This window comes from Sinorhizobium sp. BJ1, from assembly GCF_002531555.1.
GTDB classification, from domain to species: domain Bacteria; phylum Pseudomonadota; class Alphaproteobacteria; order Rhizobiales; family Rhizobiaceae; genus Sinorhizobium; species Sinorhizobium fredii_B.
On record NZ_NWTH01000007.1, the window covers coordinates 278,293 to 291,488 of the forward strand.

10 protein-coding genes are annotated in these 13,196 nt (G+C 64.6%); 2 read left to right on the forward strand and 8 right to left on the reverse strand.

Translation table 11 applies throughout. From position 1 onward, the window contains the following. Nucleotides 1–104: 104 nt before the first annotated feature. A complete protein-coding gene (locus tag CO676_RS13200; RefSeq protein ID WP_097521371.1) occupies nt 105–2,276 on the forward strand; it encodes a malate synthase G in 2,172 nt (723 codons plus the stop codon). A gap of 72 nt (nt 2,277–2,348) precedes the next feature. Here CO676_RS13200 and CO676_RS13205 read toward each other — a convergent pair whose 3' ends face one another. Beyond that, nucleotides 2,349–3,023: a L,D-transpeptidase gene (locus tag CO676_RS13205; RefSeq protein WP_097521372.1), complete on the reverse strand. Its 675-nt coding sequence runs from the start codon at nt 3,021–3,023 to the stop codon at nt 2,349–2,351. 174 nt (nt 3,024–3,197) lie between these two features. Between CO676_RS13205 and CO676_RS13210 the strand changes: the two genes are divergently transcribed. Beyond that, nucleotides 3,198–3,740: an MmcB family DNA repair protein gene (locus CO676_RS13210; RefSeq protein ID WP_097521373.1), complete on the forward strand. Its 543-nt coding sequence runs from the start codon at nt 3,198–3,200 to the stop codon at nt 3,738–3,740. Here CO676_RS13210 and CO676_RS13215 read toward each other — a convergent pair whose 3' ends face one another. From CO676_RS13215 to CO676_RS13245, 7 genes are all read right to left on the reverse strand, one after another. Further along, nucleotides 3,741–4,322, reverse strand: a complete 582-nt coding sequence (locus tag CO676_RS13215) for an ActR/PrrA/RegA family redox response regulator transcription factor (RefSeq protein ID WP_097521374.1) — start codon at nt 4,320–4,322, stop codon at nt 3,741–3,743. It lies immediately after the preceding gene. Nucleotides 4,323–4,406: 84 nt separating this feature from the next. Then, entirely contained in the window at nt 4,407–5,699 is a 1,293-nt protein-coding gene (locus CO676_RS13220; protein WP_014766544.1) for an ActS/PrrB/RegB family redox-sensitive histidine kinase, read from the reverse strand. 78 nt (nt 5,700–5,777) lie between these two features. Further along, complete coding sequence (hrpB, locus tag CO676_RS13225; RefSeq protein ID WP_097521375.1) at nt 5,778–8,240, reverse strand: ATP-dependent helicase HrpB; 2,463 nt, start codon at nt 8,238–8,240, stop codon at nt 5,778–5,780. Then, nucleotides 8,237–8,902, reverse strand: coding sequence for an ATP-binding cassette domain-containing protein (locus CO676_RS13230; protein WP_014766546.1), 666 nt, complete (start codon nt 8,900–8,902; stop codon nt 8,237–8,239). The genes hrpB and CO676_RS13230 overlap by 4 nt, the downstream gene beginning before the upstream one ends. Further along, complete coding sequence (locus CO676_RS13235; protein ID WP_179875478.1) at nt 8,903–10,561, reverse strand: ABC transporter permease; 1,659 nt, start codon at nt 10,559–10,561, stop codon at nt 8,903–8,905. 43 nt (nt 10,562–10,604) lie between these two features. Continuing rightward, nucleotides 10,605–11,831, reverse strand: coding sequence for an ABC transporter substrate-binding protein (locus tag CO676_RS13240; protein ID WP_014766548.1), 1,227 nt, complete (start codon nt 11,829–11,831; stop codon nt 10,605–10,607). Nucleotides 11,832–11,958: 127 nt separating this feature from the next. Continuing rightward, nucleotides 11,959–12,906 carry an ornithine cyclodeaminase family protein gene (locus CO676_RS13245; protein ID WP_014766549.1) on the reverse strand — a complete coding sequence of 316 codons (948 nt, stop codon included), beginning with the start codon at nt 12,904–12,906 and terminating at the stop codon, nt 11,959–11,961. Nucleotides 12,907–13,196 lie beyond the last annotated feature (290 nt).

Sequence of the window (13,196 nt, forward strand, 5' to 3'; positions counted from 1 at the left end):
TCCGCGCGCGTGAGCGGGATGAGGAAAGGCGGAAAGCGCTTTTCCGCGTGCATCCTGCTCCTATTTATTGGAATCTGGCATAGAGACATTTCAGGAGCTGCCGAATGGACCGCGTTGAGAACAATGATCTGAAGATCGATGCGGGCCTTCACCGCTTCCTGGTCGACGAGGCGATGCCGGGCACCGGCGTCGATCCCGACCATTTCTTTTCCGCCCTCGCGGAACTCGTCCATGATCTCGCGCCGAAGAACCGAACGCTTCTCGCCAAGCGCGACGAACTCCAGGCAAAGCTCGATGCCTGGTACCGCGAACATGGTGCTCCGGTCGACCTCGATGCCTATCAGGCTTTCCTGAGAGAGATCGGCTATCTCCTGCCGGAGGGCCCGGATTTCTCGGTGTCGACCGCCAATGTCGATGCCGAAATCGCCACCATTGCGGGGCCGCAACTCGTCGTTCCGGTGATGAATGCCCGCTATGCGCTGAACGCCGCCAATGCGCGCTGGGGTTCGCTCTATGACGCGCTCTACGGGACCGACGCTATTCCCGATGCGGACGGGGCCGAGCGCGGCAGAAGCTATAATCCGGCGCGCGGTGCCAAGGTCATTGCCTGGGCACGGGATTTTCTCGACGCGAGCGTTCCGCTTGCCACGGGCCGCTGGAGCGAGGTCGCTGCGCTTGCGATCGACGGGCCTGCTCTTTCGCTGAGCTTGACGAACGGCGTCACGATGTCGCTTCGGAATCCGGCTCAGTTCGCCGGCTATTCCGGGTCCGCGGCGACGCCTTCCGAGATCGTCCTCACCCAGAACAATCTTCACATCGTCATCGTCCTCGATGGAACGACGCCGATCGGCAAGGCTGACCAGGCCGGCATTTCCGACGTCATCCTCGAATCGGCGATCACGACGATCATGGACTGCGAGGACTCCATTGCCGCGGTCGATGCCGAGGACAAGGTCGTTGTCTATCGAAACTGGCTCGGGCTGATGAAAGGCGACCTCGAGGAAGAGGTCGCCAAGGGCGGCAGGACGTTCACGCGCAAGCTCAATGCTGACCGCGTTTTCACCAGGTCCGATGGTTCGGCGCTGACGTTGCCCGGTCGTTCGCTGATGCTGGTGCGCAATGTCGGGCATTTGATGACCAATCCGGCGATCCTCGACCGTGACGGCCGCGAGGTGCCCGAAGGCATCATGGACGCCATGGTGACGGCGCTGATCGCTCTGCACGATATCGGCCCGAGCGGAAGGCGGGCAAACTCGCGCAGCGGCTCGATGTATGTAGTCAAGCCGAAGATGCACGGCCCGGAGGAAGTGGCCTTCGCCTGCGAGATTTTCGCTCGCGTCGAGGCGGCGCTCGGGCTTCCGGCCAATGCCATCAAGATGGGCATCATGGACGAGGAACGGCGCACCACCGTCAATCTCAAGGAATGCATCCGCGCCGCCCGCGACCGCGTCGTCTTCATCAATACCGGCTTCCTCGACCGTACCGGCGACGAGATCCATACCTCGATGGAAGCCGGCCCGATGATCCGCAAGGGCGGCATGAAGCAGGCGGCCTGGATCGGTGCCTACGAAAATTGGAATGTCGATATCGGCCTCGAGTGCGGCCTTTCCGGCCACGCCCAGATCGGCAAGGGCATGTGGGCGATGCCGGACCTGATGGCCGCCATGCTGGAGCAGAAGATCGCCCACCCGAAGGCCGGCGCCAATACTGCCTGGGTTCCCTCGCCAACGGCGGCGACGTTGCACGCCACGCATTATCACCGGATCAACGTTGCCGAGGTACAGGCGGACCTCAAGAGCCGGCCGCGTGCCAAGCTCGCCGATATTCTCTCGGTACCGGTGGCGGCGCGGCCGAACTGGACAGAAGAGGAGATCCAGCGCGAACTCGACAACAACGCCCAGGGCATTCTCGGCTATGTCGTGCGCTGGGTCGACCAGGGCGTCGGCTGCTCGAAGGTGCTCGACATCAACAATGTCGGTCTGATGGAAGACCGCGCGACGCTGCGCATCTCGGCGCAGCACATGGCCAACTGGCTGCACCATGGCATCGTCAGCGAGGCGCAGATCGTCGAGACGATGAAGCGGATGGCGGCCGTCGTCGACCAGCAGAATGCAGGCGATCCGCACTATGCGCCCATGGCCGGCCATTTCGACGAATCGATCGCCTTCCGGGCAGCGCTCGAACTGGTGCTCAATGGCCGCGAGCAGCCGAACGGCTATACCGAACCGGTGCTGCACCGCCGCCGCCTGGAGCTCAAGGCGAAACTGACCGCTTGAGCGATGATACTTTACAAATGAAAGGGCCGCCGGCATCACCGGCGGCCCTTTCGTTTAGGCTCGTCTCTCAGCTTACTGCTGGACGACGACGCGTGCGTTTCGACCCGGCCGAACCCGCGAATAAAGGTCGATGATGTCCTGGTTCATCAGGCGGATGCAGCCGGACGAGGCGGCGGTGCCGATCGAAGACCATTCCGGCGTGCCGTGCAGGCGGAAGAGCGTGTCCCGGCCCTCCTCGTTGAAGAGATAGAGCGCGCGTGCGCCGAGCGGATTGCTGATGCCGGGGCCCATGCCCGCTTCGACATATTTGGCGACTTCAGGCTTGCGTTCGGCCATCTCCTTCGGCGGATGCCAGGTCGGCCATTCCTGCTTCCAGGCGACATAGGCCTCGCCTTCCCAGGCAAATCCGGCCTTGCCGACGCCGATGCCGTAACGCACCGCCTTCCCGCCCGGCAGCACGTAATAGAGGAAGCGATTCGGCGTGTTGACGACGATGGTTCCCGGCCGTTCCCTGGTGGCATAATCGACGATCTGGCGGTGGAAACGCGGGTCCAGGCGCTTGATCGGAATCGCGGGCAACGGATAGCCGTGGTCCTCGACGGCGCCATAATTGCTTGTAAAGATCTGATTCGTCACGACTTTCTGGCCCTCGGGAGCAGAGCCTGCGGTGGACGTCGTTTGCGAGCAGCCGGCGATGAAGACAGTCGCCGCCAGACTGCACAAAAGGAGAGCGTTGCGGAAGCGCATGGGGGTCTCGTAAAAGGGAATCAGGAAACGCGGAAGCGTGCCCGGCCGTCAGCTTATTTGCGATTGCAGTGCACTGCGCAAGGGATTGGGCCGCCGCAATTCGGCCGAAATGTGCAAATTCCGTGACGATGGTTTTTTTGCAACAAGGCTGTGACAGGGAGCCGGAGTGGGACGATGACGATCCTATCGATCCATGGCGACAATCCGCTCGCCGACGGGCGCCAGTCGGAGCGGGCCCTGAGGGTGCGCCGCGGCGTGCAGCGATTGTTCATGGAATTGCGCCACGCGGTGCTGCCGGAGCTGACGCTTGCCAGCGGCCGTCGCGCCGACCTGATCTCGATTTCTCCGAAGGGGGAGATCTGGATCGTCGAAATCAAGACGTCGATCGAGGACTTTCGGGTCGACCGCAAGTGGCCGGACTACCGCCTCCATTGCGACCGCCTGTTCTTCGCCACCCATGCGCAGGTGCCGCTCGATATCTTCCCGGAGGAATGCGGACTGCTCATCTCCGACGGCTATGAAGCCCATATGCTGCGCGAGGCGCCGGAGCATCGCCTGGCGGCGGCGACGCGCAAATCGGTAACGCAGGCCTTTGCCCGCACAGCGGCGCAGCGACTGATGCTCGCCGAATGGGCGGCCGAGCGCAATGGCGAACTCGGCCAGTCGATCCGCGATATCGTCGGCGGGTCGCGCGATGCGGCGACCGAGGCGGATTGATTATTTCGGTGCCCGCTTTGCCAGGATGCGCTGCAGCGTGCGGCGGTGCATGTTGAGGCGGCGAGCCGTTTCCGAGACGTTGCGTTCGCACATCTCGTAGACGCGCTGGATATGTTCCCAACGCACGCGATCGGCCGACATCGGATTTTCCGGCAGTTCGACGCGCTCGCCCTGGCGACGCACCAGGGCGGCGAAAATCTCGTCGGCATCCGCCGGTTTGGCGAGGTAATCGAGCGCTCCGAGCTTCACCGCGTTCACCGCCGTGGCGATATTGCCGTAGCCGGTCAGCACGATCATGCGGGTATCGTCGCGGCGGCCGCGGATCGCTTCGATGACGTCGAGCCCGCTGCCGTCACCGAGCCTCAGATCGATGACCGCATGTTTCGGCGGGTGCGACTTGGCCTTGGCGATGCCTTCGGCGACCGATTCGGCGATCTCGACCGCGAAGCCGCGTGCCTCCATGGCACGCGCCAGGCGGCGCAGGAAGGGCCCGTCATCGTCGACTATCAAAAGCGTTCTATCCGGTCCGATCAGTTCGGCATCTGCAGGGGTGGCATGGGCACCCGTCGATTTTTCGCTCATTCTTTCAATCCGCAGCCAAACCTGGGCAGTTTGCGCTGAAACTATGTGGGTTTTTCCCAGCAGTCTTCAATAAACTGCCAAAAATCATTTCGCCAGTTTCGTATCCATCAGCGCGCGCGGCCATTCGACGCTGACCCGGGCACCGGGACTATTTTCAAAACGGAGCCGGGCGCCGGACCGCTCGAGCAGCGTCTTGGCAATGAAGAGGCCGAGCCCGAGCCCTCCGGCGCTGTCTTCCTTCTGCCGTCGGGTGACGTAAGGTTCGCCGATTCGCGCGAGGATGTCCGGCGAAAAGCCGTCGCCATCGTCTTCGATCGTCACCTTGACGCGTTCCGCCGTGTGCTCGACCGTGACCGTCACCGCCTCCCGCGCATAGTCGACGGCATTTTCGAGAAGATTGCCGAGACCGTAGAGAATGCCCGCATTGCGATTGCCGACGGGCTCGGTGGCGCGGTCGCCTTTCTCCACAAGCTTGATCTGGATGCCGAATTCGCGATGCGGCGCCATCACCTCCTCGATCAGCGAGGAAAGCGGCAAGAGCCGCATATGTTCCTCGCTTTCGGAGGAAAGCGTCGTCAGGCGTTTCAGGATGTCGCGGCAACGCTCGCTCTGGCTTCGGAGCAGATGGACGTCCTCGCCGAAGCGCGGGTCGTCGCCAAGCTCTCGCTCCATTTCCTTGGCGACGACTGTGATCGTCGCAAGCGGCGTGCCGAGTTCATGGGCGGCCGCCGCCGCGAGCCCGTCGAGCTGCGACAGGTGCTTCTCGCGCTGGAGCACGAGTTCGGTTGCCGTCAGCGCCTCCGAAAGCTCGCTTGCCTCGAGCGACACACGATAGGTGTAGAAGGCAGCGAAGGCCGTCATCGAAACGATCGCGAACCAGATGCCAGCGGTCAGCACGCGCGGAATCAACAGGACCGTGCCGGGATACCAGGGCAGCGGGAAGGGCGAGAAGGCGAGCGCGCTGACGCCAATTATCGCGAACACGGCGAGAACGATGCTGTGCGGCTTCGGCTGCGAGGCGGACGAGATGATCACCGGCACGCAAAGCAGCGGCGCAAACGGATTGGCGAGCCCTCCGGTGATGAAGAGCAGTCCCGTCAGCTGCGCCAGATCGAGGCCGAGCAGGACGAAGGCGGCCGCCGCAGTCAAGCGATGCGTCGGCGGAAAGCGAATGGTGAGAAAGACATTGAGCAGCGCCAGGCTGGCGATCAGCAGCGAGCAGAAAACGAGCGGCAGCGGGAACTGCAGCCACAGCGCCGTGACGATGACGGCCACGGACTGGCCGCCGACCGCCAGCCAGCGCAGCCGCACCAGCGTCTGCAGTCTCAGGCTTCGATTGCTGTTCAGTTCGTTGTGGTCGAGTGTCATCGTCGCCATGCTGCCTGCCGGTCCTCTCATGCGTACTTGGAAGTCTAGCGCGATCCGCGAAGGATAAACCAGCCCCAGGTCCTGAGCCTATGTGCCGCGTGGCTTGGCGCGCGTCGTCGGCAGGGCATTTGCCGGGTCATCCGGCCAGGGATGCTTGGGATAGCGGCCGCGCATGTCGGCGCGTACGTCCTTCCAGGAGCCCGCCCAGAAGCCCGGCAGGTCGCGCGTCGTCTGGATCGGCCGGTGGCCGGGCGAGATCAGTTCGAGCAGCAGCGGCAGCCGCCCGTCGCCGATCGTCGGATGCGCCTTCAGACCAAAGAGTTCCTGGACGCGGATGGAAAGCAGCGGCTCGTCGCCATCGTAACAAATCGGATGCCGCTGTCCGGTCGGCGCTTCGAAATGCGTCGGAGCGAGCCTCGAAAGATTGCGCTGCAGGTCGTAAGGAACGAGCGCCATCAGGCCTTCGGCAAGATCGCGGCCCTTGATCCCGTCAATGCCGCCGGCTTCCCCTTGAAAAGGAACGAACCAGTCGTCGAGGCGGGCGACGAGCGCCGCATCCGACATGTCGGGCCAGGGATCACCGATCGAACGGTGAAGGAAGCCGATGCGGTCGCGCAGTTGCGCCACGTCCTTCGGAAAGGGCACGGCAGCCAGTCCCAGCTGGCGAATGCCATCGGCGAGCGCCCGGGCGGCCGGCTCGCCGCGTGGCCGAGGCAGCGGCGTTTCGTCGAAGAGGATTGCTCCAAGCCGCGTCACCCGGCGGGCTCTGACTTGGCGGCTCGCCCGGTCGAAGACGCTCTGTTCCTCGGAGACGATCGCCTCGGGCATATGGGCTTCGACATCGGCCCTGGTGATTTCCGCCGCCGCCAGCACCCGCTGCGCTCCGGCTCTTCCCGTCAGATCGGCGATCACCAGCATCGTTGCTGCCGCCAGCCGCTCGGTCTCAGGCACCTCCGCGCCCCGTCCGTTCGCCATAACGAAGCGGCCGCGACCGCCGCGCTGCAGGGCGATTCGATCCGGGAAGGCGTGCATCAGCAGCGGTCCCGGCAAGGCAGGCCCGCCCTTTTCCTTTGACCCGCCAAGGTCGGCGGCCATGCGTCTGGCAAGCCCGCGTGCCGCCTCCGCCCGGTCGCCGCGCTCGTTCCGGAAGCGGCGCAGCCGATCCTCGATGTCGACGCTGTTGCCGCCGAGGCCCTGCTCGGTGAGCATCACGGCAATGAGGCAGGCCTCCGCAGCCGTCCCATCTTCTGCCGCCGAAACCGCCATCGCCGCCAGCCTGACAGGCAGCGCCAAGTCGCGGATCCGGCGCCCTCTCGGGGTCAACGCGCCTTGCGCGTCGACCGCCCCCAGCTCGACGAGCAGGTCGCGGGCCTCAAGCAACGTCGCTTCCGGCGGCGGGTCGATGAAGCGAAGCGCCGAGGGGTCGGCAACGCCCCAATGGGCAAGATCGAGCAGCAGGCCGGAAAGATCGCTCGCCAGAATCTGCGGCGGCGTGAAGGGAGCAAGCGCCGCCGTCTGGCCGGGATGCCACAGCCGGATGGCGATGCCGGGCTCGGTCCGCCCGGCGCGTCCGGCACGCTGATCGGCCGAGGCCCGGGAGACGCGGACAGTCTCCAGCCGCGTGATCCCGGTCGAGGCCTCGAAGACCGGCAGGCGCTGCAGGCCGCTGTCGACAACGATGCGCACCCCGTCGATGGTGATCGAGGTTTCGGCGATCGAGGTCGCCAGCACGATCTTGCGGGTGCCCTTCGGCGGCGGCCGGATCGCCGCATCCTGCTCCTTCTGGCTGAGATTGCCATAGAGCGGCACGATCATCGTATTCTGGTCGAAACGCCCGGCGAGGCGTTCTGCCGTTCGGCGGATCTCGGCTTGGCCGGGCAGGAAGGCGAGAATCGAGCCGTCTTCGGACCGGTGCGCCTCGACGATCGTCCGGACCACCCCATCCTCGACGCTTTCACCGGTGCCTCTGCTCTCGTATCGAAGATCGACCGGATAGCTCCGCCCTTCGCTCTGAAGAACCGGCGCATCGCCGAGCAGTCCGGCGACGCGCTCGACATCGAGTGTTGCCGACATGACGACAATCCTCAGGTCGTCGCGCAGCGCCGATTGGACGTCGAGCGCCAGCGCCAGGCCGAAATCGGCGTCGAGCGATCGCTCGTGGAATTCGTCGAAAAGGACCGCCGAAACGCCGGTGAGCTCGGGATCGTCGAGGATCATCCGGGCAAAAACGCCCTCGGTCACCACCTCGATGCGGGTCTTCGCCGAAATGCGGTTGTCGAGTCGCATGCGGTAGCCGACCGTCTCGCCGACCTTCTCGCCCAGCAACTCTGCCATTCGGCCGGCCGCGGCCCGTGCCGCCAGTCGTCGCGGCTCGAGCAGGATGATCTTACCGCCGTTCAACCACGGCTGGTCGATGAGGAAGAGCGGTACCAGCGTCGTCTTGCCGGCGCCGGGCGGCGCGGACAATACGACGGATGGCGATTCGCGGAGCGCTTCGGCAAGATCGGGCAGGATCTCGCGGACGGGCAGGGACGGAAGCTTGCCCATCATGCCTTCTCCTCCCCGCCGATTTCGATCACCCTGCCGCCCGCGGCCTCCGCATCGGCGCTATCGTGCGTGACGAGTATGGTGGGCAACCCCGCCGCCTTCGCCTTGGAAAAAACCAGTTCGCGCATCTGCTGCCTGAGGGACGCGTCGAGCTTCGAAAAGGGTTCATCGAGCAGAAGGAAATGCGGCGCCGAGACCAGCACCCGTTGCAGCGCCACCCGCGCCTTCTGGCCGCCGGAGAGCGTTTCCGGATCGCGGTCGAAGAAACCGCCGAGCCCGACTTCGTCGAGCGACTGCTCGGCAAGCACGCGCCGCGCCTTATGTCCCTTGATCGAGGGCGGTATGGCGAACACGATGTTGGCGCCGACGGAAAGATGGGGAAAGAGCAGCGGATCCTGGAACAGGATGCCGGCGTGGCGCCGGTTGGCGGGAATATCCGTCACGTCTTGCTTGCCGATCAGCAACCGCCCGCCGGCGTCGAATGCCGGATCGAGGAACCCGCCCGCGAAGGCGAGCAAGGCGGATTTTCCGGAACCGGAAGGCCCCATGATCGTCAGCACCTCGCCCGGCATCACGGTTGCCGAAACCGCAAGCAGGCTCCGCTCCGCCAGCCGGATCGTCACGTCCGAGAGCGTCAGGGGTCTTGTTTTGGCGATTTCTAGCATTCACGTCCTCATTGCCCGCCGGTTGCGGAATAGCAACTGGGGGCCAAGCGACGCAATGAGAAATGCCAGGAAGGGCAGGGACCCCTGGACGAGCGCATAGACGGCGATCACCCGCCGGTCGCCGCCGGAGGAAAGCGCCACCGCCTCGGTGGCGATCGTTGTCAACCGCCCCGCGCCGATCAGCAGCGTCGGAAGGTAGAGGCTTATCGACACGGAGAAACCGACGGCAAAGGCGGTGAGACAGGCCCGAAAAAGGAGCGGCAGACGGACGGTCAGCAGGGTTCGCAGCGCGGACTTGCCGAACCCGGCAGCGATCCTCTCAAAGCGCCGATCGAGCTCCCGCCAGGGTGCTGCGAGCGACAGCAGTACGTAAGGCAGGACGAACAGGAAATGGACCGCCAGCACGCTCCAAAAGGCTGGTTTTATGCCGGCCGAGATGAATAGGATCTGCAGACCGAAAACGAAGCTGATTTCCGGCAGCAGCAGGGGCAGATAGAGCAATTCGTAGCGCGGCCTGTTCCCGCCACGGTCTGCCGCGCCATTCCGATAGAGCAGCAGAATGGCGGAAAATAGGGCGAGCGCCGCCGCCGTCAGGGCGAGCGCGATCGTGGTTTGGAGCGCCGGCCAGAGCTGCGGCAGCGTGCGCAGCCAGATCTTCGGCGTGAGCGTTGTCGGCATCGCATCCGGAAACGGCCACAGCCCGGCGACCGACCAGAGGCAGAGATTTGCGATCCCGAAGAAGATCAAAGCGGCGCAGGCGGCCATCGTGAAAGCGGAGATGAGGCGCGGCGCGGCGTCCTTCTGTAGGCGCCGCCCTGAAGAGGTCAGCCGAATAAGGACGAAGCGTCCAAGCCGTTCGATGAGGAGCCAGATCACCACCGCCGCAAGGACGATGGCAAGCTGCAGCAGAGCGGCCGCCGAGGCGAGAAACCGTGCGCCGAGGTCGTGATCCGCCGTCCATTGGGCGATCCGCACCGGCAGTGTTGCAGGCAATTGCGGCCCGAGGATGAGGGCGACGTCGACGACGGAGACCGAATAGCCGAGGACTGCGAACACGGCCAGGCGGATCTGACGGTAGAGGGCCGGCCAGAGGCTGACGATAAAGCCACTCAGGCGCCCATAGCCGAGCGCCGCTGTCAACTGTCTCGCTTGGCGAAGCGGGAGTTGCGGCAATGCGGCGAGCGCGACCAGGAAGAGGAAGGGAACTTCCTTGGTGATCAGCCCCGCGACCATCGACAGGCCGAGGGGATCATTCGGAACGAGCCATTGCGGCGGCCGTGTGAGGCCCGTTAGCTCCGGCGAAATCAGGCGAACGAGAAAGCCCGACGGCGCGACGAGGAAGGCCAGCGCAAAGGCGGCGGCCGCATGCGGAACCGCCAGCAACGGCGACACCAGGTGCTGGATGCGGGAGAAGGCCGGCGTTCCGGCGAACCCCGCCAGGAAGGTGCCCACGATCGCGACGGCGGCGCAAGTCGTGGCAAGGCCCGCGGCTAGACCGGTGAGGCTGGAACGCAGGATATGCGGCTGGCCGGCAAGCTCGGCAAAATGGCTAAGGCTGAACCGCGAGCCGCCGAGTGCCGGCAGATAGCCGAAGGCTGGCAGGATGATCCCTGCCAGGCCGGCCAGGATCGGCAGACCCAAAAGCAGGGCAAGAAGCATGTTCGCGCCAGGAGCGCGCGATCCTGCCTGCGGCGCTTTGATCCTAATTGGCCGCTCCATAGCGCCGAATCCATTCGGCCTCGATGCGCGTCATCCAGTCCGGATGCGGTTCGTCGAGCGCCGGTCCGAGTTCGTCGGGCTTCAGCGTGGCAATGCCGAGGTCCAGATTTTCGAAGGCGGAACGATCCTCGTCCGTAAGCTTTGCCAGCGAAAGAACGGTCGGGTCGCCCCAGATCTTCGGATCCTGCTTGCGCAGTTGGGCTTCGGGCGAAAGCAGGAAATCGGCAAGCAGCAGCGCCCCGGCCTTGGCCGTCGCGTTATAGGGAATGGCAAGGAAATGCGTGTTGCCGAGCGTGCCGCCGGAAAAGACGAAGGAGCGCACCGTGTCCGGAAGCTCGCCATTGGCGATTGCGGACGAGGCTTCCGCCGGGTTGAAGGCGAAGATGATGTCGAGCTCGCCGTCGGCGAACTTCTGCTTCATGTCCGGATAGTTCTGCGGATAGGCTTTGCCCTGCCGCCACAGGAGTGGCGTCAGCTTGTCCAGATAGGCGAACAAGGGCGCGACATCCGCCGCGAAGGTCGCGTCGTCGACCGGTTTTTGCAGCATTGTCTTGTCATCGCTGAGCTCGATCAGCACCTGCTTCAGGAAGGACGTGCCGGTGAAGTCCGGCGGCTGCGGATACGAGAAGCGGCCCGGATTGGCCTCCGCCCATTTCCGGAGGCCCGCCGCAGAATCGGGCAGGTCGGCTTTCCGCGTTCGCGCCGAATCATGGAAGAACACGAGCTTGGCGCCGCCCCAGGGGCTTTCCAGTCCCTCTGTCGGAATGGTGAAATCCCTGAGCACCGTCGGTTTTGTCTCGTGATCGACATAGCGCCAGTTCGGCAGCTTCGTCGCCCAGCCGGGGCCGAAGAGAAGGCCTTCGCGCTTCATCGCGGCAAAATTCTCGCCGTTGATCCAGATGAGATCGACGGCTCCGCCATCGTCCTTCCCCGCTGCCTTTTCCGCGACGACCGTCGCGACCGCTTTCGCCGTGTCGTCGAGTTTCACCTGCACGACATCGACGCCGTAGCGAGACTTCATTTCGCCGCCCGCCCAGCGAATATAGGCGTTGATGGTCTCGGAGCCGCCCCAGGCGTTGAAATAGACCGTCTGGCCCTTCGCTTCGGCGATGACGGCCTGCCAATTGCCGGCGTCGGTGGCGGACGCCTGGTCCGCAAGGCCCAGCGCCAGCGTCGCCGCCATGAGGATTTTTCCTGCCCGACCGATCATGTGGTTGCCGCGTCCTCCCGACTGATGTCGGCCGAGCGTACGGCAAGGCTTTACGGCGTCAATGCGGGTCGCTGTGGCCCGACGTCACGTTTCAGTGAAGCGACCGCGGGCCAGCGCGCGCGGGCGCCTATGCCTTCGCCCGGTGCGCTTCGAAGGCGAGCACGGCGCCGGCGAGATCCTCGAGGGCGGCGCCGACCGATTTGAACAGCGTGATCTCGTCCGGCCCCGCGCGGCCCGGGTGCGTGCCACGAGCAAGCTCGAAAAGATCGGCGCGGATCGCCGCCTCCGTGATGACGCCGGCCCTGAGCGGCTGGACGATGTCGCCGCCCTCGCTGAGCACCCCGTCGCGTGTATCGACGAAGATGCTGGCGCCGGCGACAGCGCGATCGTCGGATTCGCGCATCGTCGGCTTAAAGGCGCCGATCAGATCGAGGTGGGCGCCGGGCTTCAGCCAATCGCCGCGGATCAGCGGCTCGGAAGAGAGCGTCGCGCAGGAGATGATATCCGCCTCGTGGGCAGCCGCCTCGAGGTCCGTCGCGACCGAAACCGCGACGCCCTGAAGGTCGAGTTCCTTCGCGGTCGCCTCGGCCTTCCTCGCATCGCGGCCCCAGACCGCCACTTCGCGGATGGGACGGACGGAGGCGTGCGCCTCGATGACATTTGCCGAGAGCCGACCGGTTCCGACCATCAGCAGCCGGCTCGCATCCTCACGCGCCAGATAACGGGCCGCAAGCGCCGAGGCCGCGGCGGTCCGCCGCGCCGTGAGCTCGCCGCCGTCGACGATCGCCAGCAGCTCGCCGGTCTTGCCGGAGGAAAGCAGATAGCTGCCGTGGATGGCGGGCAGCCCGCGCGTCTGGTTGCCTGGGAAGACCGAAACTATCTTGACGCCGATATAGGCGCCCGGCTGCCAGGCGGGCATCAGAAGCAGCGTCGCATCCGCCTCGCCGGGGACTTCGACTTCGTGATGATGGCGCACCGGCATGACGCATCCTTTTGCGAACATCTCGCCGAGCGCCTGGATTAGCCCGTCCCAGGGCAGTGCCGCGCGTGTCTCGGCCGCATCCAGTACCAGCATTCTTGAACTCTCCTCTGTCAGATCCGCACGGACACTAGCAGCCTTTGGCAACCGCGGAAAAGCGGCTTCGATGTCGACGACACTGCGCCCCAAAGAGAGATTGCGCCGGCCGGGGACGATTTTACCATCCGGTCAACATTTTTCGCACCGTGCGCAGGGACTTTTCCGCGCTCCGTTTCAAGTCAGGAAAATTTCGCCTTCAAAATCAATCGCTTGTTGTTTTTTGAAGTTTTTTTGAAGAAGTCTGTTGACGTGTTGGAGGTGGTGGGTCTATAAGCCCGATCACTGAC

What these genes read in the sequence shown, in the direction of transcription:
- CO676_RS13220 (WP_014766544.1), bottom strand. Translation starts at nt 5,699, where the DNA reads ATGGCGACGATGACACTCGACCACAACGAACTGAACAGCAATCGAAGC.
- CO676_RS13200 (WP_097521371.1), top strand. Translation starts at nt 105, where the DNA reads ATGGACCGCGTTGAGAACAATGATCTGAAGATCGATGCGGGCCTTCAC.
- CO676_RS13230 (WP_014766546.1), bottom strand. Translation starts at nt 8,902, where the DNA reads ATGCTAGAAATCGCCAAAACAAGACCCCTGACGCTCTCGGACGTGACG.
- hrpB (WP_097521375.1), bottom strand. Translation starts at nt 8,240, where the DNA reads ATGATGGGCAAGCTTCCGTCCCTGCCCGTCCGCGAGATCCTGCCCGAT.
- CO676_RS13205 (WP_097521372.1), bottom strand. Translation starts at nt 3,023, where the DNA reads ATGCGCTTCCGCAACGCTCTCCTTTTGTGCAGTCTGGCGGCGACTGTC.
- CO676_RS13235 (WP_179875478.1), bottom strand. Translation starts at nt 10,561, where the DNA reads ATGCTTCTTGCCCTGCTTTTGGGTCTGCCGATCCTGGCCGGCCTGGCA.
- CO676_RS13240 (WP_014766548.1), bottom strand. Translation starts at nt 11,831, where the DNA reads ATGATCGGTCGGGCAGGAAAAATCCTCATGGCGGCGACGCTGGCGCTG.
- CO676_RS13215 (WP_097521374.1), bottom strand. Translation starts at nt 4,322, where the DNA reads ATGAGCGAAAAATCGACGGGTGCCCATGCCACCCCTGCAGATGCCGAA.
- CO676_RS13245 (WP_014766549.1), bottom strand. Translation starts at nt 12,906, where the DNA reads ATGCTGGTACTGGATGCGGCCGAGACACGCGCGGCACTGCCCTGGGAC.
- CO676_RS13210 (WP_097521373.1), top strand. Translation starts at nt 3,198, where the DNA reads ATGACGATCCTATCGATCCATGGCGACAATCCGCTCGCCGACGGGCGC.